General features: G+C 47.5%; 18 protein-coding genes, 1 tRNA gene and 1 pseudogene. 15 read left to right on the plus strand and 5 right to left on the minus strand.

Annotated features, from left to right (window positions below; genetic code table 11):
- Window positions 1-9: 9 nt before the first annotated feature.
- Window positions 10-1,392, minus strand: a complete 1,383-nt coding sequence (locus HUZ68_RS22655; protein WP_033815117.1) for a glycoside-pentoside-hexuronide family transporter — start codon at window positions 1,390-1,392, stop codon at window positions 10-12.
- Window positions 1,393-1,684: 292 nt separating this feature from the next.
- Between HUZ68_RS22655 and HUZ68_RS22660 the strand changes: the two genes are divergently transcribed.
- From HUZ68_RS22660 to HUZ68_RS22675, 4 genes are all read left to right on the plus strand, one after another.
- Window positions 1,685-1,779: transfer RNA gene (locus tag HUZ68_RS22660), tRNA-Sec, on the plus strand.
- Between the two features lie 162 nt (window positions 1,780-1,941).
- The gene (locus tag HUZ68_RS22665) at window positions 1,942-3,105 is read left to right on the plus strand and encodes a tyrosine-type recombinase/integrase (RefSeq protein WP_001218984.1); all 1,164 of its coding nucleotides are present in this window, start codon (window positions 1,942-1,944) and stop codon (window positions 3,103-3,105) included.
- A gap of 9 nt (window positions 3,106-3,114) precedes the next feature.
- On the plus strand, window positions 3,115-4,986 hold the full coding sequence (locus tag HUZ68_RS22670; RefSeq protein WP_000220867.1) for a DEAD/DEAH box helicase: 1,872 nt from the start codon (window positions 3,115-3,117) through the stop codon (window positions 4,984-4,986).
- Window positions 4,983-5,405, plus strand: coding sequence for a hypothetical protein (locus HUZ68_RS22675; protein WP_000611230.1), 423 nt, complete (start codon window positions 4,983-4,985; stop codon window positions 5,403-5,405). The genes HUZ68_RS22670 and HUZ68_RS22675 overlap by 4 nt, the downstream gene beginning before the upstream one ends.
- 311 nt (window positions 5,406-5,716) lie before the next feature.
- Here the strand turns inward: HUZ68_RS22675 and HUZ68_RS22680 are convergent, their stop codons facing one another.
- The 3 genes from HUZ68_RS22680 to HUZ68_RS22690 are packed head-to-tail and all read right to left on the minus strand — an operon-like array spanning window position 5,717 to window position 7,280.
- The gene (locus tag HUZ68_RS22680) at window positions 5,717-6,280 is read right to left on the minus strand and encodes a phage polarity suppression protein (protein WP_000058235.1); all 564 of its coding nucleotides are present in this window, start codon (window positions 6,278-6,280) and stop codon (window positions 5,717-5,719) included.
- Window positions 6,281-6,303: 23 nt separating this feature from the next.
- Entirely contained in the window at window positions 6,304-6,549 is a 246-nt protein-coding gene (locus tag HUZ68_RS22685) for an ogr/Delta-like zinc finger family protein (protein ID WP_000984202.1), read from the minus strand.
- A complete protein-coding gene (locus HUZ68_RS22690) occupies window positions 6,546-7,280 on the minus strand; it encodes a hypothetical protein (RefSeq protein WP_001283018.1) in 735 nt (244 codons plus the stop codon). The genes HUZ68_RS22685 and HUZ68_RS22690 overlap by 4 nt, the downstream gene beginning before the upstream one ends.
- 552 nt (window positions 7,281-7,832) lie before the next feature.
- On the opposite strand from HUZ68_RS22690, the gene HUZ68_RS22695 reads away from it, so the two are divergent.
- The 9 genes and pseudogenes from HUZ68_RS22695 to HUZ68_RS22735 all read left to right on the plus strand — a co-directional run bounded on the left by HUZ68_RS22695 (window position 7,833) and on the right by HUZ68_RS22735 (window position 15,571).
- Window positions 7,833-8,099 carry a helix-turn-helix transcriptional regulator gene (locus HUZ68_RS22695; RefSeq protein WP_001149160.1) on the plus strand — a complete coding sequence of 89 codons (267 nt, stop codon included), beginning with the start codon at window positions 7,833-7,835 and terminating at the stop codon, window positions 8,097-8,099.
- A complete protein-coding gene (locus HUZ68_RS22700; RefSeq protein WP_000980247.1) occupies window positions 8,096-8,686 on the plus strand; it encodes a host cell division inhibitor Icd-like protein in 591 nt (196 codons plus the stop codon). The genes HUZ68_RS22695 and HUZ68_RS22700 overlap by 4 nt, the downstream gene beginning before the upstream one ends.
- Complete coding sequence (locus HUZ68_RS22705; RefSeq protein WP_001244665.1) at window positions 8,679-8,966, plus strand: derepression protein; 288 nt, start codon at window positions 8,679-8,681, stop codon at window positions 8,964-8,966. The genes HUZ68_RS22700 and HUZ68_RS22705 overlap by 8 nt, the downstream gene beginning before the upstream one ends.
- Window positions 8,959-9,414: a hypothetical protein gene (locus HUZ68_RS22710; protein WP_000459306.1), complete on the plus strand. Its 456-nt coding sequence runs from the start codon at window positions 8,959-8,961 to the stop codon at window positions 9,412-9,414. The genes HUZ68_RS22705 and HUZ68_RS22710 overlap by 8 nt, the downstream gene beginning before the upstream one ends.
- 135 nt (window positions 9,415-9,549) lie before the next feature.
- The gene (locus HUZ68_RS22715; protein WP_000856729.1) at window positions 9,550-9,870 is read left to right on the plus strand and encodes a DUF5375 domain-containing protein; all 321 of its coding nucleotides are present in this window, start codon (window positions 9,550-9,552) and stop codon (window positions 9,868-9,870) included.
- 14 nt (window positions 9,871-9,884) lie between these two features.
- Window positions 9,885-12,218 carry a primase-helicase zinc-binding domain-containing protein gene (locus HUZ68_RS22720; protein ID WP_097462978.1) on the plus strand — a complete coding sequence of 778 codons (2,334 nt, stop codon included), beginning with the start codon at window positions 9,885-9,887 and terminating at the stop codon, window positions 12,216-12,218.
- Window positions 12,219-12,793: 575 nt separating this feature from the next.
- A pseudogene (gene rhuM, locus HUZ68_RS22725) lies at window positions 12,794-12,955 on the plus strand (RhuM family protein); the annotation flags it as partial.
- A 397-nt stretch (window positions 12,956-13,352) separates the two neighbouring features.
- Window positions 13,353-14,537, plus strand: a complete 1,185-nt coding sequence (locus HUZ68_RS22730; RefSeq protein ID WP_001172864.1) for a sugar efflux transporter — start codon at window positions 13,353-13,355, stop codon at window positions 14,535-14,537.
- Between the two features lie 110 nt (window positions 14,538-14,647).
- Window positions 14,648-15,571 carry a carboxylate/amino acid/amine transporter gene (locus HUZ68_RS22735; RefSeq protein ID WP_000535960.1) on the plus strand — a complete coding sequence of 308 codons (924 nt, stop codon included), beginning with the start codon at window positions 14,648-14,650 and terminating at the stop codon, window positions 15,569-15,571.
- A gap of 3 nt (window positions 15,572-15,574) precedes the next feature.
- On the opposite strand, the gene nlpA is transcribed toward HUZ68_RS22735, so the two are convergent.
- Window positions 15,575-16,393 (minus strand): lipoprotein NlpA, encoded by an 819-nt coding sequence (nlpA, locus tag HUZ68_RS22740; RefSeq protein ID WP_033815318.1) that lies wholly within the window; start codon window positions 16,391-16,393, stop codon window positions 15,575-15,577.
- Between the two features lie 208 nt (window positions 16,394-16,601).
- Here nlpA and yicS point away from each other — a divergent pair, with 208 nt between their 5' ends.
- Together yicS and HUZ68_RS22750 are read left to right on the plus strand one after the other, a co-directional pair.
- On the plus strand, window positions 16,602-16,895 hold the full coding sequence (gene yicS, locus HUZ68_RS22745) for a protein YicS (RefSeq protein ID WP_001626280.1): 294 nt from the start codon (window positions 16,602-16,604) through the stop codon (window positions 16,893-16,895).
- Window positions 16,896-17,196: 301 nt separating this feature from the next.
- Complete coding sequence (locus HUZ68_RS22750; RefSeq protein WP_000443173.1) at window positions 17,197-17,694, plus strand: SycD/LcrH family type III secretion system chaperone; 498 nt, start codon at window positions 17,197-17,199, stop codon at window positions 17,692-17,694.
- Window position 17,695 lies beyond the last annotated feature (1 nt).

The raw sequence follows: 17,695 nt of genomic DNA on the forward strand, positions 1-17,695 counted from the left end.
TGCCGTTCCTTAGTTCTGCACTTCTTGAGAGGTGAATTGTTGCTGGCAACGGCGTTTACCCTGAGCCAGCTGTTCCATAACGGTTTTCAGATTGTGCGTCGTGAGTGAGTAGTAGCGTTTAGCGATAATCGCGCTCAGCAAATAACAGATCGCCGGAACAATCGTGAATAGCGCGATAATGATGCTAATCGTGGCGCTGTTCTGCGCTTTTTCTGCCGCATCATATCCGCCATAAGCCAGCATCCAGCCGATAAGGGCGCCGCCGAAGGCCAACCCCAGTTTGAGCACAAACAGCGTGCCAGCAAAACTGATCCCGGTCAGGCGTTTACCATTGCACCACTCGCCGTAGTCGACGGTATCGGACATCATTACCCACTGGATAGGTGTCACCAGTTGATGCAACACACCAATCACGAAGATGAAGACAAACATAGTGATGCTGGCCTGCATGGGAACAAAGAACATCGCGAGGCTAATCACTGCCAGCAGGGCGTTCGTCCACCAGAAGATAGTGACTTTACATTTCCAGTCGGTCAGCGGTTTTGCCAGTGCGGAACCAATCAGGTTACCCACGCAATAAGTGGTGAGAAAAGCGACAAACACTTCCGGCGTACCCAAAATCCATGTGACGTAATACATCATCGCCCCACCGCGTACGCACACCGCCAGGATATTGAAAATGGTTAGTAAACCGACAATCCGCCACTGGTCGTTTTGCCAGATATCACGTAAATCTTCCCGCATAGACGTCGTTGTAGGTGGTGCTTCAACGCGTTCTTTAGTGGTGAAGAAACAGAATGCCAGCATCATGAATGCCACCACGGAAAGGACCGCGATACCGCCCTGGAAACCGAGTGGTTTATTATCACCACCAATTAAATTAACCAGTGGCATCATCAGAACAGTAGAGAGCATGCCTCCCGCGGTCGCCAGCACAAAACGCCAGGATTGCAGCGAGATACGCTGAGTCGGTTCATTGGTGATTACACCACCCAATGCGCAGTAAGGGATATTGACGACGGTATAAAGTAAGGTAAGTAGGGTGTAAGTAATTGCTGCATAGATCATTTTGCCGTTCATACTGAGATCTGGCGTGCTATAGGCCAGTACACAGACGATCCCGAATGGCAGTGCGCCAAACAGTACCCACGGACGAAATTTACCCCAGCGAGAGCGCGTTCGATCGGCCAACAACCCCATGCAAGGATCGGAAATCGCATCCAGTGCACGAGCGACCAAAAACATGGTTCCGACAAATCCGGCAGGAATGCCAAAAATATCGGTATAAAAGAACATCATATATAACATTACGTTATCGAAAATAATGTGGCTGGCGGCGTCTCCCATGCCATAACCAATTTTCTCTTTAACGGACAACACTTCACTCTTCATCTGCTTTTCCTTGATGCTATAGGGGTGCTGAGACCGATAACGCATTTTGTAAACCATCCCTGTGAGAGCGAATATTCCGATATCTGGTTATTAATTTATGATTCTTGTTTTATGTGATCGTGGTAGCGTTAATTCCGCTCATATATCATTGTAAAATATGGGTTTTATATGAACTATAATGCTTTCGTGATAATACGCTGCGTGTATTAGGCGGAAAAAACTGATCTGGGGGATGTAGAAACTCAAGGAAGTAGCTATAATGCGCCCCGCCTCCATGTAGCAATCGAGGCGCGGAAGATCGTCGTCTCCGGTGAGGCGGCTGGACTTCAAATCCAGTTGGGGCCGCCAGCGGTCCCGGGCAGGTTCGACTCCTGTGATCTTCCGCCAAACCTCATCCAGCCAGTTCCGAGATACTCCATAAAACCCTTTATATTCAATATGATGAATAATCATCTTATCCGTAATAGTCCGAGAACGTCTCCCTGAATCCGCGAAAAATATGTATAGTAATGTGTATAGAATTTTTATACGCAGTTTTTAGTTATACATATGGCTCTAACCGATATACAAATCAAACGCGCAAAACCACAAGACAAACCATATACATTGAATGATGGGCAAGGCTTGTCATTACTCATCAACCCAGACGGCTCAAAGGGATGGCGCTTCCGTTTTCGTTTTGCAGGCAAAGCGCGGCTAATGTCATTTGGTAGTTATGATCTTGTAAGCCTCGCGGAAGCACGTGAGAAACGCGATACGGCACGTAAACAGGTTGCAAACGGCATTGACCCAGTAGAAGAACGTAAGGCTCAGAAACTTGCTCAGAAATTATCAACTGAAAACTCTTTTGAGGCCGTTAGCAGAGAATGGTATGCAGCAAAAGCAGACCGCTGGACAGTTGCCTATCGCGAAGAAATCATTAGGACGTTTGAACATGATGTTTTTCCTTTTATTGGTAAACGACCAATATCTGAAATTAAACCGCTAGAGTTGCTTGAAGTACTTAAGCGTATAGAAAAACGTGGGGCATTGGAGAAAACAAGAAAAGTACGACAAAGATGCGGAGAAGTGTTTCGTTACGCGATCATCACTGGCCGCGCTGAATACAACCCGGCACCTGATTTAGCTATAGCGTTAGCCGCTCCAAAGCAAAAACATCATCCTTTTCTCACTGCAGAAGAATTACCTTACTTCGTCAGAGATCTTGAAGCTTACACGGGCAGTATCATCACTAAAAATGCGACCAAGATTGTGATGCTTACAGGTGTAAGAACACAGGAAATGCGCTTTGCCACTTGGGAAGAAGTTGATTTAGAAAAAGGGATATGGGAAATACCTGCAGAACGTATGAAAATGCGTCGTCCTCACCTTGTCCCTTTGTCAACGCAGGTAATCGATCTTTTCAACCAACTAAAACCAATTACAGGACACTACCCATACATCTTCATAGGAAGGAACAACCGCAGAAAACCTATCAGTAAGGAAAGTGTAAATCAAGTAATTGAACTCCTCGGGTATAAAGGAAGAGTTACAGGACACGGTTTTAGACATAGTTTATCGACAATCTTGCATGAGAAAGGCTATAACAGCAATTGGATAGAGCTACAACTAGCACATGTTGATAAAAACAGCATAAGAGGCACTTACAACCATGCACAGTACCTCTTACAACGGAAAGAAATGCTTCAGTGGTATGCTGATTTTTTAATGTAAGGAGAAAATATGACTTATTTTACTAACACAGCAGTAAATATCGAAGGAAACAGAAAGTTAAGAACTCCTCAAATCGAGGCCTATATAAAAATAAGGGAGTTTTTCAGCGACCCTGAGCACCGTGAAGCTCTTGTGATTCTACCTACAGGCACAGGTAAAAGTGGGTTAATTTCTATTGCACCATACGGTGTATCTCAAAAAAGAGTTTTGATTATTACACCAGGTCTTGTTACCAAAGATAGTATTAGAAAGACACAAGAAGTATTAGAAGATAACTTTTGGATAAATTATGACATTGTCTTCAGCAGTAAAGATATTCCTGTAGTTAGTGAATATACACCAGATATATCTTCTGAACACTTAGAACAAAGCCACATTATATTTTCTAATATACAACGTATATCTGGAAATAGAAAAAGCGCACTAATTAATAGAGTTCCAGAAGATTTCTTTGATTTTATTATCGTTGATGAAGCACATCATGCACCAGCCCAAAGCTGGCGTGATGCTCTTAAATATTTCTCTAAAGCAAAAGTTTTACATGTCACAGGAACCCCTTATCGTGGTGATGCTCAAGAAATCCCGGGAGAAATAATTCATGAAACACCATTGTCAGAAGTGATGAGAGCAAAATATGTAAAATGGTTAAGAAAAGAAACTGTTAATGCTCATGAGTTGTACTTCACAACTCCAGATATACCTAACAAAAAACTAACTAAAGAAGATATTTTAGAATTTAAAGATAAAGAATGGATTGAAAAAAGCATTGCCCTATCTCCGGAGTGTTCAAATGATGTGATTGAGCATAGTATTTTAAAACTAAATATACTTAAAGAAGCATCACCTAAAGTCCCACATAAAATTCTCGCTGTAGGATGTAGCATTACTCATGCCGAAGATCTAGCTAAATGGTATGAAGCAAAAGGTCTACGTGTAGTTATAATTCATAGTGAAATGGATGATGAAGTAAAAGCAGACGCTTTCCTTAACATTGAAAATCATAACGCCGATGTTGTTATATCGGTAAATATGTTAATGGAGGGCTATGACCATAAGTATTTAAGCATTTTGGCAATCTTCAGACCTTACAGGAGCCTTAATGCATTTGCTCAAGTTGTTGGCAGAATTCTACGTGCGATTCCTGAAAACGAGATTACTGCATTTGAAATAGATAATAATGGAATTGTGATTTTTCATGAAGAAATTGGATTAAATCCAATGTGGGAAAAATTCCAGAGCGAAGTAGATAGAGCCAAAAGAACCATCAATCGAGAATATACATTTACTGATGATTATTATAGAGAAAGAGAAAACTTTTTGGCTGGTGTCGCAAGTGATGGGGCTTACGTCAGTGATCAAGATTCTTATTTAGAAGATGTTGATTTTAACTCTTTATTCGAAGAAAAAAGAGCTGAAATAAACAAAAAAGTTGATGAACAATTAGAAATATTCAGGAAGGCAAGTCTTGATGCAGGATTAACGTTACCTGATGACACTCTGAAATTGTTTAAAAGAGACTTAATTGAACAAGAATCTAGGAAAGCTGCTGGAGAAATAGATCAAGATCTAGTAGAAAAAAGGCCGCATCTTGCTCGTAAAAAAATGAGAGAGATCTTAACCGCTAAGATTAAAGAAGAGGCTTCTAACCTTCTGATAATAAATGGCCTCGATGAGAAAGGACAAGAACTGCAACCTATTTTTTCACCACATCTTAGGAATCTACAGACAACCGATGCAAATGATGCTATTATTGTAAAATTCATTTTGGGTAAATTGTATAGACAGTTTGGTCCTGTAAAAGATCGAGACAACCAAACTTTACAGAACTCAATTAATTCAATACCTGAGATCTTAGCTGAAGTGTCGAGGATGTTAAAATGATTAATGTAGCTCAAATTTTGAAAAATTTAGCTGCCTTTTGTTCAGTCAAGGGAGTTCAACCTGATGAACTTGTGACCGCTATATTTGAAAAAGAATATAAAAAAATTGAAACATACAAGGTCAATTGTCTTATTTATTTCATCATGGATTACTCCGAAAAAATTGATGATGATGAAACATTTATTTCTATGCGTTATATTTATGACGAGAATAAATCACTTATAAAAATAGAACAAAAGCTAAACAATGGACGTTATCATACCCAGTGGGACAGAAATGACGCACTGAAGAAATATATAATAAATCAACTTTCTGAACTTCCATATCAGAAAAGAGACGAGGTCTATCAGACAATTTTAGAAAATATACCTATTGATGCAAGTTACTCCTTACCTCCAAGGCTAAAGCTTGTTAGCTAAGTTATAATTTCACTGAAGGCACCATTTGGTGCCTTTTTTTCAATGCAAATATATCCAAACTCAATGTAATCTATAAAAACCGTTTTACCTCCACATTATGAATAATATAAATATACACTGGCGCGCAGTGCTTTCCCCGCCTCGCCCGCCCGCTTTGCCGGGCGGTTTTAATGCAGTTGCGCTGACACGCTCAGGCCGCGTCGAGCGCGGCGTGAGCTGCAGAAAATGAGTCAGGAAAACGCATGCAAAGCCATGCACCTTATCGATGCATGGCTTTTTTCAGTAAAAACAGGCGGATTTTTCGGGGAGTTTTACACAGACTGACGTGATGCCAGTTCTGCACTTTTACGCGAAAAAATCATGTTCTGCGCAGGGGTGAATTTTTCACGGCTGTCATCCACCGAAGCCGCGTCAGGCCTGAATCCGATGGTCGTTAAAATGTCGCTATCCTGTGCGGAATAATTAATTTTTTCCCCCTTCGCAAGCCAGGACAGAAGGGCTTCACGCAGGACATCTGTGGCACGCTGTATGGCACAGTTTCGGGCAATGGCCGTCAGCTCACTGTAGCCCATCAGCTCCGGTGCCAGTGCGGCCGCCAGTGCTGTGCCGTGCTGCTGCATAAAATCATTCAGCCGCTCGCGGATGCTGATGTGCTGAACGGCTTCATGCGAACGAACATAACGACCGGCGGCCTGATTCACCTGCCATTTTCTGACTTCGATAATATTGCGTAATTCGTCCAGGCGACTGACGTTTCTGCCTTCCCCGGACAGAAGCCGCAGATATTCCTGTTCGGCTGCCGCCAGTTCATTTTTGCGCTGAAGCCATGCCGCTTTGTTATTCTGGCAGACCTCAAAAGCCTGCTGTAATGACATTGTGGTCACACCCCGTCCCCTGATTAATGGTTGAATGGTGAGCTGTAACAGCCTTTAACTTTTCGGACAACAGCCGGTGCTGTGCTTACCGGTGCTGGTTTTTCCTCCGTGACCGGAGAACGAATCACGGCACAAATTGACTCATGCGTTTTAAATGTCGCCGAACAGTAAATATTCTGGCACTGCAGATAACTTTCTTTGACATTGTCACTCACATACCGGCTGGTGCGGGTATGCGCTGAATGACGACAGAAAGGGCAGCGCATCATGACAGCAGTCCTCTGGCCTTAAGCTCTGCTCCCTGCTGGTCTATTTTGTCCTGCCACACCTTGCGCTGTGCCGGTGTGCCTGCCACCTCATAATCCATGTGCGGGAGTGTTGCCGCTGACAGTCCGGTCAGCCGGAGAACCGGCTCGCCGGTGAGGCTGATTTGCATCTGTTTTATTTTCTGTTCCAGCGATGATTTCACCTGCTGCATGACAGCCTTTTCCGGCGCGACGTAGCCCTGATGGCCGGTGGTGTTGGCGAGCGGATTTTCCTGTACCAGGATGCTCAGATGCATTGCCCGGACAAGCGCCTCACAGGTTTCATTCAGGGCGTGTTCCAGCTCATGCTCTGCATACAGACTCAGCAGGTGATGATGTGCCTTCCGGTAGGCGGTGGCCGTGCTGTCACACGCCCCTTTCAGGCGTTCACGTTCAAAATTCAGCACCACGGCCAGATTGTCATATTCCTGTACCAGCTCCCGGCGTGCCACGCGCTCAATGTGGCGCTGTTTCAGCTCGTCGCTCAGGACACCACCGGCTGCACGAAAGGCCGTGCGCCAGTCGTCAGCGTCGTTTCCGTCGGCCTGCGCCAGCGCATTTTTTTCCTGCTCTGCCCGTTCAATGGCCGTGACGGTCTCATCCATCAGGCGGGCGTTCTCAAGATGGGCGGCTCTGGCCTTTTCCAGTTGTGCCAGCGCGGGTTGCAGATATTCAGGGATGGTGTTGTCAGACATTTTCCGGCTCCTCGTCACTTCAGGTTGAGAAAATTGTGACGTACACCGGACAACAACACGACGCATTGCAGATGTGCCAGCCCTGACACAGGAGACTCATCCTCAGACCGGCAAGCCAGGAAAAGGTCGCAGGAAAAACCGGCTTACTGTTTGTTTTTTTTATATTTTACTGTTCACCTCTGTTCACCATAAGAAAAAAGATAAGTAATACAGTAAGTTAAAGGGTGAACAATCGCAGTAATGACTGTTCACCGTCTGTTCACCACTGTTCACCCGTTGATGGGCTTTTTGTGCTGTTTATTACTTTTTATTTTTATTAATTCACTGAAATAAATAAGAAAAAACAATTTGTATTTCACTATAATTTTTTCCAGCTCCTTCCAGAGCGTTTTAAAGCTATCTGGCGCTGATGTACAAAAAATACACAGCCATTGTAAGGCTGCCGGAACAAATCCCCCCTGTTGCGTCTGCCGAAAATATTCACAAAATAAAGCGCTACCCGAAGCCGGACGGACTTATCCGGTGCTGTATGGACATTAACGAGGTAGCCCGATGCAAGCTGTTTTTTCTTCCCCGTCTCCCGCCCCAGTGACGCCACTGATGCCGCTGCCGGACATCACGCAGGAGCGTTTTTTACGTCTGCCGGAAGTGATGCACCTGTGCGGCCTGTCACGCTCGACCATCTACGAACTCATCCGTAAGGGGGAATTTCCGCCGCAGGTGAGTCTTGGCGGTAAAAATGTGGCCTGGCTGCACTCTGAAGTCACCGCATGGATGGCCGGGCGCATTGCCGGACGCAAACGGGGGTACGACGCATGATGATGCCCGCTCTGCAAAAAGTCCCTTTTTCTGGCTTGCCTTTTTCCGGCATTTGCGGATATAGTTTTTCCGCTGCCGCAAAATCGGCAGCCGGGCGTAGGAACCCGTGTAACTCGAAGGCGACATATGACGCGCCATGCGTCTTTTTTTGTGTCGCAATCAACGCCACAGAGCGCCAGATTATGGTGTGGCGTGTGGTTTGCCGTGCAGGTATGATCCTGTTCGCAATCGCATGTTATGCCACTGAGTCAATGGTAGCTCAGGCGGGGCAGCCTCCGGGCTGGCCGGTATTCTTCGAGGCCGGTATTCCTACCCCCGTCTGGGCTATCGCCATCGAGCGTAGGAACTCCGGCGATAGCAGTTATTTGCTACTCGAAGGAGGCTGCCTTATGGCTACAACCCTTACCCCCTCACACCCTGAATTTGTCTTTGTGTTTGCGGCTGTCCGTCGCGCAGACCGTCATCCCCGTATCTGCATGCTTCGCACCGTCGCCGGTGATGAACGCAGCGCCCGCCGTTCCCTTGTCCGTGACTATGTGCTCTCCCTTGCTGCCCGTCTGCCGGTGGTGGAGGTGTCCCGTGCGTAATAAAAAAGCCCCTCAGACCGTCTCAGCGCGTCATGACGCCCGTGAACACCTCAGCATTGAGGCTTACCATAAGCTCAACCGCGCCAGCGCCGTATCCCAGTTTGTTGGGGGTGATTTGATTCACCGTGAACTCTCCGGCCTGCATCAGCTCTACATTCCGCATATTTTCAGCTACCTGAATGAAGATATTGATTTTGTGCTGAATGAGCTGAAAGCCAAAGGCCTGTGCCGCGATTTTCTCGCCCAGCAGAAAGACCGGGGAGACAGGACGCATGTTTGATTTTCCCCAGCCCGGTGAGATTTACCGTTCTGCCGGTTTTCCCGATGTGGCCGTGGTCGGCATTCTGGAAGACGGTATTCCGTGGGAAATGCCGTACCGCTGCCCGGACATTGTCTGGAACCCGTACCGCCGTAAATTCAGTATCCTTGTGCGTATCCTCGCTGACGGGCGCACCACAGACATCCCGCTGGGGCGTTTTCTGCGGGAATTTACCTGTGACCGTCCTGACCTGTTCAAACGCAGCCCCGTAAACCGGCATGCGGTACTGAAAGAAATGGCCGGAGACCCGGAATTACAGAAATGGCGGGTGAAATATCTGGATATTTACCCGCAGGACCCTGTTCCGGCCAGCCGGGCGGCACCGGTGGCGCGGGAATGGCGGGAAATTCCCCGCACGGAGCCTGACCCGGAAATCACACCGGATAACAGTTACCGCAATTATCTGTAATTAAAAAACGACACCCGAAAAATTAAATGTGCGTATTCGCGCAGGGATACGCACGTCTTCAGGAGACGCAGATATGCCTTATCAGTTAATGCAACCGGCACAGAATGCAGTCATCTGTCACAGGGAGGAAAGCAAATGAAAACACCCTTACCGCCCGTCTTACGCGCTGCCCTTTACCGTCGCGCTGTCGCCTGTGCCTGGCTGACCGTGTGCGAACGTCAGCACCGCTACCCGCATCTCACCCTTGAATCACTGGAGGCGGCCATCGCCGCTGAGCTGGAAGGCTTTTATCTGCGCCAGCACGGTGAGGAAAAAGGGCGTCAGATAGCCTGTGCCCTGCTGGAAGATTTAATGGAATCCGGCCCCCTGAAGGCCGCGCCGTCGCTGTCCTTTCTCGGGCTGGTTGTGATGGATGAACTCTGTGCCCGTCACATAAAAGCGCCGGTACTGCACTGAAGGAGAACAACACCATGAAAATGAACGTAACCGCCACCGTCAGCCATGCGCTCGGCCACTGGCCGCGTATTCTCCCGGCGCTGGGGATTCAGGTGCTGAAAAACCGTCATCAGCCCTGTCCGGTCTGTGGCGGGAGTGACCGCTTCCGTTTTGATGACAGGGAGGGGCGCGGCACCTGGTACTGCAATCAGTGTGGTGCCGGTGACGGCCTGAAACTGGTTGAAAAGGTGTTTGGTGTTTCCCCGTCCGACGCGGCCGCAAAGGTGGCTGCCGTGACCGGCAGCCTGCCACCGGCTGACCCGGCAGTGACGACCGCCGCCGTTGCTGAAACAGACGCTGCCCGGAAGAACGCCGCCGCACTGGCACAAACCCTGATGGCGAAAACCCGTCCCGGAACCGGTAACGCCTACCTGACCCGCAAGGGCTTTCCCGGCCGGGAATGCCGGATGCTGACCGGCACACACAGAGCCGGTGGCGTGAGCTGGCGCGCCGGTGACCTTGTGGTGCCACTGTATGACGACAGCGGCGAACTGGTTAACCTTCAGTTAATCAGTGCTGACGGCCGTAAGCGCACCCTGAAAGGCGGACAGGTCAGGGGCACCTGTCACACCCTTGAAGGACAGAATCAGGCCGGAAAACGTCTGTGGATAGCGGAGGGATACGCGACCGCACTTACCGTACATCACCTGACCGGTGAAACGGTGATGGTGGCGCTTTCTTCCGTGAACCTCCTTTCTCTGGCCAGCCTTGCCCGGCAGAAGCATCCGGCCTGTCAGATTGTCCTTGCCGCAGACCGTGACCTCAGCGGTGACGGCCAGAAAAAAGCCGCCGCAGCCGCAGATGCGTGTGAGGGCGTTGTTGCCCTGCCGCCGGTCTTCGGTGACTGGAATGATGCCTTCACGCAGTACGGCGGGGAGGCCACCCGTAAGGCCATTTACGATGCCATCCGGCCACCGGCTGAAAGCCCGTTCGACACCATGAGCGAAGCAGAGTTTTCCGCCATGAGTACCAGCGAAAAGGCCATGCGTATCTATGAGCATTACGGCGAGGCGCTCGCGGTCGATGCCAACGGCCAGCTTCTGTCCCGCTATGAAAATGGTGTCTGGAAGGTGCTGCCGCCACAGGACTTTGCCCGGGATGTGGCCGGGCTGTTTCAGCGGCTGCGTGCGCCGTTCTCCTCCGGGAAGGTGGCCTCCGTGGTGGACACCCTGAAGCTGATTATTCCGCAGCAGGAAGCCCCCTCCCGCCGCCTGATTGGCTTTCGTAACGGCGTGCTCGACACGCAGAACGGCACGTTCCACCCGCACAGTCCGTCACACTGGATGCGCACCCTGTGCGATGTGGATTTCACCCCGCCGGTGGACGGTGAAACGCTGGAAACCCACGCTCCCGCGTTCTGGCGCTGGCTTGACCGTGCTGCCGGTGGTCGTGCGGAAAAACGCGACGTGATTCTGGCCGCACTGTTTATGGTGCTCGCAAACCGCTACGACTGGCAGCTCTTTCTGGAGGTGACCGGTCCCGGCGGCAGCGGCAAAAGTATCATGGCCGAAATAGCCACCCTGCTGGCCGGGGAGGATAACGCCACATCGGCCACCATTGAGACGCTGGAATCCCCGCGTGAACGTGCCGCGTTAACTGGCTTCTCACTGATACGCCTGCCGGACCAGGAAAAATGGAGCGGCGACGGTGCCGGACTCAAGGCCATCACCGGCGGCGATGCGGTGTCCGTTGACCCGAAATACCGGGATGCATACTCCACGCATATCCCGGCGGTGATTCTGGCCGTGAACAATAACCCGATGCGCTTCACCGACCGCAGCGGCGGCGTGTCACGCCGGCGGGTGATTATTCACTTCCCGGAACAGATAGCCCCGCAGGAGCGCGACCCGCAGCTTAAGGACAAAATCACCCGCGAGCTGGCGGTCATCGTGCGTCACCTGATGCAGAAGTTCAGCGACCCGATGCTCGCCCGGTCACTGCTTCAGTCCCAGCAGAACTCAGACGAGGCGCTGAACATCAAACGGGATGCCGACCCGACGTTTGATTTTATCGGCTATCTGGAAACCCTGCCGCAGACCAGCGGCATGTATATGGGGAACGCCAGTATCATCCCGCGCAATTACCGTAAATACCTCTATCACGCCTATCTGGCCTACATGGAGGCAAACGGCTACCGGAACGTACTCAGTCTGAAAATGTTCGGGCTGGGGCTGCCGGTGATGCTGAAGGAATACGGACTGAATTACGAGAAACGCCATACCAAACAGGGGATACAGACCAACCTGACGCTGAAAGAGGAAAGCTACGGCGACTGGCTGCCAAAATGTGACGACCCTGCAACAACCTGACCCACCTGACCGGCATCTGCCGGTCTTTTTTTATCCCGACATCCCCCGAAGGTGAACAATCCAGTGTTCACCCTTCACCGTATATTCACCCGTTATCACACTGAAATTAAAAGAAAAAAACGAAAGGTGAACAGTGTGAACAATCAAATCAAAAAAACTTTTTTTCTTCCTGTGTGATTTTCAGTGCGGAGGATTAATCACCTGTATGAGTCACACCGGCAGAATGCCGTAGGTGAAGAATCGAATGTTCACCCTTCACCCATTATTCACCACCTATCCAACTGAAATAAAAGGAGAAAACAGAAAGGTGAACAGTGTGAACAGTTCTTCCGAAAAAAAATTTTTTTCCTGAGTTAACGTGCGTGAAGATGCGTGTAAAAATTAATCGATAGATATTATATGTATAAGGATGTGTATAAATGAATTAGAGCTGATAAATATAAACGATTGGAATCAAATGGTTATATATCAATTTCGACTCCTGTGATCTTCCGCCAAAATGCCTCTTCATACGTTCTCCAACCCCTTGTAATACTGTCAATCCAGAGATTTTCTACTGCTCAATATTCAATCGGCTTCAGGAATACCTGATCAAAGGTTTTGTGATGGACGATGAGCGACTGAAGAATCCGCCTGTCGGTTCTTCTGTCCTCGAACGCATCCGCGATATTCGCGCCAGCATGCGCCGTGTTTATTTGCAGGTGATTTGCCCCCCTGCTGACTCTCAGCCAACTGTATCGCCATTAAGGTGAAGATGTTGTTTTACACGCTCCAGACCCCCCTTTTTTATACGACTATTCTATTCCTTTAACAGCTGGCGAAAAAAACTGACCTATAAACCTCACCAATAATCAGACTGCCATCAAGATTAATTTGTTAATTTAATATATCAAATCAACTTGTTTTATTTTTACTATCAAAAATAGCTCATTGCCTTACTATAATTAATATATAAATTCGGTAATTAATTCTTAACATGCTTTTGCTAATAATCTCAATTGCTGGCCCTATAATATTGCGCTAGCATTGCTTTCTGGTTGTATCAGCGATACTCAAAAATTCTTAATACAATACTCATTCGACTGGTACTTATTTGTAACTCAGTTATATTTTGTCGCCCGGTGATTCAGAAGAATGCAAAAAACGGCTACCACTCCATCAAAAATACTTGATCTCACTGCCGCGGCATTTTTACTTGTCGCCTTTCTGACTGGTATTGCGGGCGCTCTCCAGACTCCCACCTTAAGTATATTCCTCGCAGATGAACTGAAAGCTCGTCCTATAATGGTAGGTTTTTTCTTCACCGGTAGCGCTATTATGGGAATTCTGGTCAGTCAATTTCTGGCAAGGCACTCCGATAAACAAGGCGACCGTAAATTACTGATTCTGCTATGTTGCTTATTTGGAGTGCTGGCCTGCACGCTTTTTGCGTGGAATCGCAACTACTTCATTCTCCTCTCAACGGGCGTACTTCTGAGTAGTTTTGCTTCCACCGCAAACCCGCAAATGTTCGCCCTCGCCCGTGAACACGCTGACAGAACAGGCCGCGAGACGGTCATGTTCAGTACATTTTTACGTGCTCAGATCTCGCTTGCCTGGGTTATCGGGCCACCGCTCGCTTATGAACTGGCTATGGGATTTAGTTTTAAAGTGATGTATCTCACCGCTGCCATCGCATTTGTTGTTTGCGGGCTGATAGTCTGGTTGTTTTTGCCATCAATACAAAGAAATATTCCTGTCGTTACCCAACCCATAGAAATTTTACCCTCCACCCACAGGAAGCGGGATACGCGGCTACTTTTTGTGGTCTGTTCAATGATGTGGGCGGCGAATAATCTCTACATGATAAATATGCCGCTATTTATTATTGATGAACTACATCTAACCGATAAACTGGCTGGAGAAATGATTGGTATCGCTGCCGGTCTGGAAATTCCGATGATGTTAATCGCAGGCTATTACATGAAACGTATTGGCAAGCGACTATTAATGCTCATTGCTATCGTGAGTGGTATGTGTTTTTACGCCAGCGTACTCATGGCGACGACTCCGGCGGTTGAGCTGGAATTGCAAATTCTTAATGCCATCTTCCTTGGTATTCTCTGTGGTATCGGCATGCTTTATTTTCAGGACCTGATGCCTGAAAAAATAGGCTCTGCGACAACGTTATATGCAAATACTTCACGCGTCGGCTGGATTATCGCCGGCTCTGTTGACGGAATTATGGTTGAAATCTGGAGCTACCACGCGTTGTTCTGGCTGGCGATAGGGATGTTGGGTATTGCGATGATTTGCCTGCTGTTTATTAAAGATATTTAGCTCACCAGTCTGGGCTAAGAAAAATCGGCGTGGCGCAAACAGAGCCATCCTCGCCATTTTTGCTATCATGCCTGCATACATAAACGACAAAACAGTATGCAGAGGGAAAAATGGGTTCCACCAGAAAGGGGATGCTGAACGTTCTGATTGCCGCCGTGTTGTGGGGAAGTTCAGGGGTCTGCGCGCAATACATCATGGAGCAAAGCCAGATGTCGTCGCAGTTTTTGACTATGACGCGTTTGATATTCGCCGGTTTGATTCTGCTGACGCTGTCATTTGTTCATGGCGATAAAATCTTTTCTATTATTAACAATCACAAAGATGCCATTAGTCTGCTCATTTTTTCCGTGGTTGGCGCGCTAACCGTACAGCTCACCTTTTTACTGACCATTGAAAAATCGAATGCTGCCACGGCAACGGTGCTGCAATTCCTCTCACCGACGATTATCGTCGCCTGGTTCTCACTGGTGCGTAAATCCCGCCCGGGCATTCTGGTTTTTTGCGCTATTTTGACATCGCTGGTCGGGACTTTTTTATTGGTGACACACGGTAATCCGACATCATTATCGATCTCTCCTGCCGCGTTATTCTGGGGCATTGCCTCGGCATTTGCTGCTGCATTCTATACCACCTATCCCTCAACGCTGATTGCCCGCTATGGCACGTTACCAGTCGTCGGCTGGAGTATGCTGATTGGCGGTCTGATTCTGTTGCCTTTTTATGCCAGACAAGGAACAAACTTTGTCGTTAACGGCAGTTTGATTCTGGCGTTTTTTTATTTGGTGGTCATTGGTACATCTCTGACATTTAGCCTGTACCTGAAAGGAGCACAATTAATTGGCGGTCCAAAAGCCAGCATTTTAAGCTGTGCAGAACCATTAAGTAGCGCGCTGCTCTCTTTGCTGTTGCTGGGGATCACGTTCACATTGCCGGACTGGCTGGGAACGCTGCTGATTCTGTCATCGGTAATTTTGATTTCAATGGATTCCCGTCGCCGCGCCAGAAAAATAAATCGTCCAGCGCGGCATGAGTGAGAATTACCAGCCAGGCACCGCGCCACCGTTAAAGATGGTTTCTGCCGCTTTTGCGACTTCGGGTGATTGATAAGATTGCAGAAATTCCTTCACGTTTTCTGCATTCTTATTATCTTCCCGTGCCACCAAAATATTCACATACGGCGAATTTTTATCTTCAATAAATACGCTGTCGTGCACCGGAGAAAGCCCGGTCTGCTGAATGTAAGTGGTGCTGATAATCGCCACATCAACTTTGGGATCATCCAGTACGCGCGGGAGCTGCGCCCCCTCGAGTTCCATAATCCGCAAATGACGAGGATTCTCGGTTATATCCAGCGCGGTAGGTAGTAACCCTTTTCCCTCTTTCAGAGTAATTAGCTTCTCTTTTTGCAACAGTAAAAGCGCGCGACCAAGGTTGGTCGGATCGTTGGGGATCGCCACTGTCGCGCCTTCTTTTATTTGCGCCACGGTTTTGATTTTTTTGGAATAACCCGCCATGGGGAAGACAAACGTATTTCCCACCGCTACCAGTTTATAACCATGCGCCTGATTATCTTGTTCAAGAAAGGGTCGATGCTGGAAGACGTTCGCATCAAGCTCGCCATGATTTGTCGCATCGTTCGGTAGCAACGAACCGCTAAAACCTACCAGTTCAACATCGAGGCCATATTTCTCTTTTGCCACCTTTTTAGCGACTTCCGCGACATCTTGTTCTGCGCCATTTATAACGCCAACTTTAATGTGTTTTGCATCGCTGCTGCTCTGGTCGCAACCTGCTAGCAGAATTCCTGCCAGCAATAATGCGGCCCCCGCCCGTAGATGATGTGTTGTCAGTTTCATTTTTTATCCTTTTTTTAATCATTAACTGACTATAATGGCAAGATCACTACGATTTAAAAAACGAAAAGCTATCGAATAGAAGAAAAAGGTATAAAAAACTGGCACTTCTTACTGACCACGCAAACACCTTTCGTACAGCATGATGAGAGCGGCAAAAGCAAACTACACTTATGCTTCATTCGATGCACATTTGCAGAAGGTTGCCGCTATGAAGCTAACGATGCTACTCATGATTACCGTATTCCTGACTTTTCCAGCCATTTCTCAGGCCGAGTCGCCATTCAGTTCGCTACAGTCGGCAAAAGAGAAAACCACGGTATTGCAAGATTTACGTAAAATTTGCACGCCACAGGCGTCATTATCAGACGAAGCGTGGGAAAAATTAATGTTGTCTGATGAGAGTAACAAACAACATATCCGTGAAGCTATTGTGGCGATGGAGCGTAATAATCAGAATAACTACTGGGAAGCGCTGGGTAAGGTGGAATGCCCGGATATGTAAATTTCGCACACCTCCGCGCTCAGGCCAGCAGCCGCTGACTTAAGCTCGCACATCAGTAAATCACCTGCTTTTTCAAATTCCAATCAAAATTGAACCAGTTCATCAGGATTGTGGATAAATTTCCCTCTACATTATTTTCATTTCATCACATAGCAAATCTTATCTCATTGAAACAATACTTGTTTTTAATGCAGAAAAGGAAGCCCAACGGATGGGCATAAAAATGAGCGAATTTTGATATCACCACCCTCTAAAAAATGGTGAAGTCTGAACAAAGAATGTTCGAAAGGAGAGAGTAGAGATGGAAAGCGCAAATCTGGATTTAGAAGAAAATAAAGAAATTGCCAGTAAGTTCGAACGTGCACTAGGTATGGGAGCAACGCTTGCAGAACTGCATGGCATTACTCCGGATACCCTTGAAGGCGTTTATGCTTACGCTTATAACTTTTATGAAAAAGGAAGACTTGACGAAGCTGAACTCTTTTTTAAATTTCTCTGTATTTATGATTTCCAAAATTATAACTACTTAAAAGGATATGCCGCCGTTTGTCAGTTGAAGAAAGATTATCAAAAGGCATTCGACATGTATCATATCTGTTTAATGCTATCTCCCGATAACGATTTCTCTTTGGTTTATTATATGGGCCAATGCCAGATGGGTTTAAAAAACACTAAAATGGCCACGGAGTTATTTAATACAGTCGTAACCTACAGCCAAAACGAAAAAGTTAAAGAGATGGCTACTGCTTATCTTGAACTTTTGACAGCCAATACCGAAGAGGAAGTTCAAACAGAGTGAG

The organism is Shigella dysenteriae (genome assembly GCF_022354085.1).
Lineage (GTDB): Bacteria > Pseudomonadota > Gammaproteobacteria > Enterobacterales > Enterobacteriaceae > Escherichia > Escherichia coli.

Excerpts from the sequence above, each read along its gene's own strand:
- nlpA (WP_033815318.1), bottom strand. The coding sequence starts at position 16,393 with ATGAAACTGACAACACATCATCTACGGGCGGGGGCCGCATTATTGCTG.
- HUZ68_RS22735 (WP_000535960.1), top strand. The coding sequence starts at position 14,648 with ATGGGTTCCACCAGAAAGGGGATGCTGAACGTTCTGATTGCCGCCGTG.
- HUZ68_RS22750 (WP_000443173.1), top strand. The coding sequence starts at position 17,197 with ATGGAAAGCGCAAATCTGGATTTAGAAGAAAATAAAGAAATTGCCAGT.
- HUZ68_RS22715 (WP_000856729.1), top strand. The coding sequence starts at position 9,550 with ATGAAAACACCCTTACCGCCCGTCTTACGCGCTGCCCTTTACCGTCGC.
- yicS (WP_001626280.1), top strand. The coding sequence starts at position 16,602 with ATGAAGCTAACGATGCTACTCATGATTACCGTATTCCTGACTTTTCCA.
- HUZ68_RS22665 (WP_001218984.1), top strand. The coding sequence starts at position 1,942 with ATGGCTCTAACCGATATACAAATCAAACGCGCAAAACCACAAGACAAA.
- HUZ68_RS22695 (WP_001149160.1), top strand. The coding sequence starts at position 7,833 with ATGCAAGCTGTTTTTTCTTCCCCGTCTCCCGCCCCAGTGACGCCACTG.
- HUZ68_RS22680 (WP_000058235.1), bottom strand. The coding sequence starts at position 6,280 with ATGTCATTACAGCAGGCTTTTGAGGTCTGCCAGAATAACAAAGCGGCA.
- HUZ68_RS22700 (WP_000980247.1), top strand. The coding sequence starts at position 8,096 with ATGATGATGCCCGCTCTGCAAAAAGTCCCTTTTTCTGGCTTGCCTTTT.
- HUZ68_RS22685 (WP_000984202.1), bottom strand. The coding sequence starts at position 6,549 with ATGATGCGCTGCCCTTTCTGTCGTCATTCAGCGCATACCCGCACCAGC.
- HUZ68_RS22655 (WP_033815117.1), bottom strand. The coding sequence starts at position 1,392 with ATGAAGAGTGAAGTGTTGTCCGTTAAAGAGAAAATTGGTTATGGCATG.
- HUZ68_RS22720 (WP_097462978.1), top strand. The coding sequence starts at position 9,885 with ATGAAAATGAACGTAACCGCCACCGTCAGCCATGCGCTCGGCCACTGG.
- HUZ68_RS22675 (WP_000611230.1), top strand. The coding sequence starts at position 4,983 with ATGATTAATGTAGCTCAAATTTTGAAAAATTTAGCTGCCTTTTGTTCA.
- HUZ68_RS22670 (WP_000220867.1), top strand. The coding sequence starts at position 3,115 with ATGACTTATTTTACTAACACAGCAGTAAATATCGAAGGAAACAGAAAG.
- HUZ68_RS22730 (WP_001172864.1), top strand. The coding sequence starts at position 13,353 with ATGCAAAAAACGGCTACCACTCCATCAAAAATACTTGATCTCACTGCC.
- HUZ68_RS22710 (WP_000459306.1), top strand. The coding sequence starts at position 8,959 with ATGTTTGATTTTCCCCAGCCCGGTGAGATTTACCGTTCTGCCGGTTTT.
- HUZ68_RS22690 (WP_001283018.1), bottom strand. The coding sequence starts at position 7,280 with ATGTCTGACAACACCATCCCTGAATATCTGCAACCCGCGCTGGCACAA.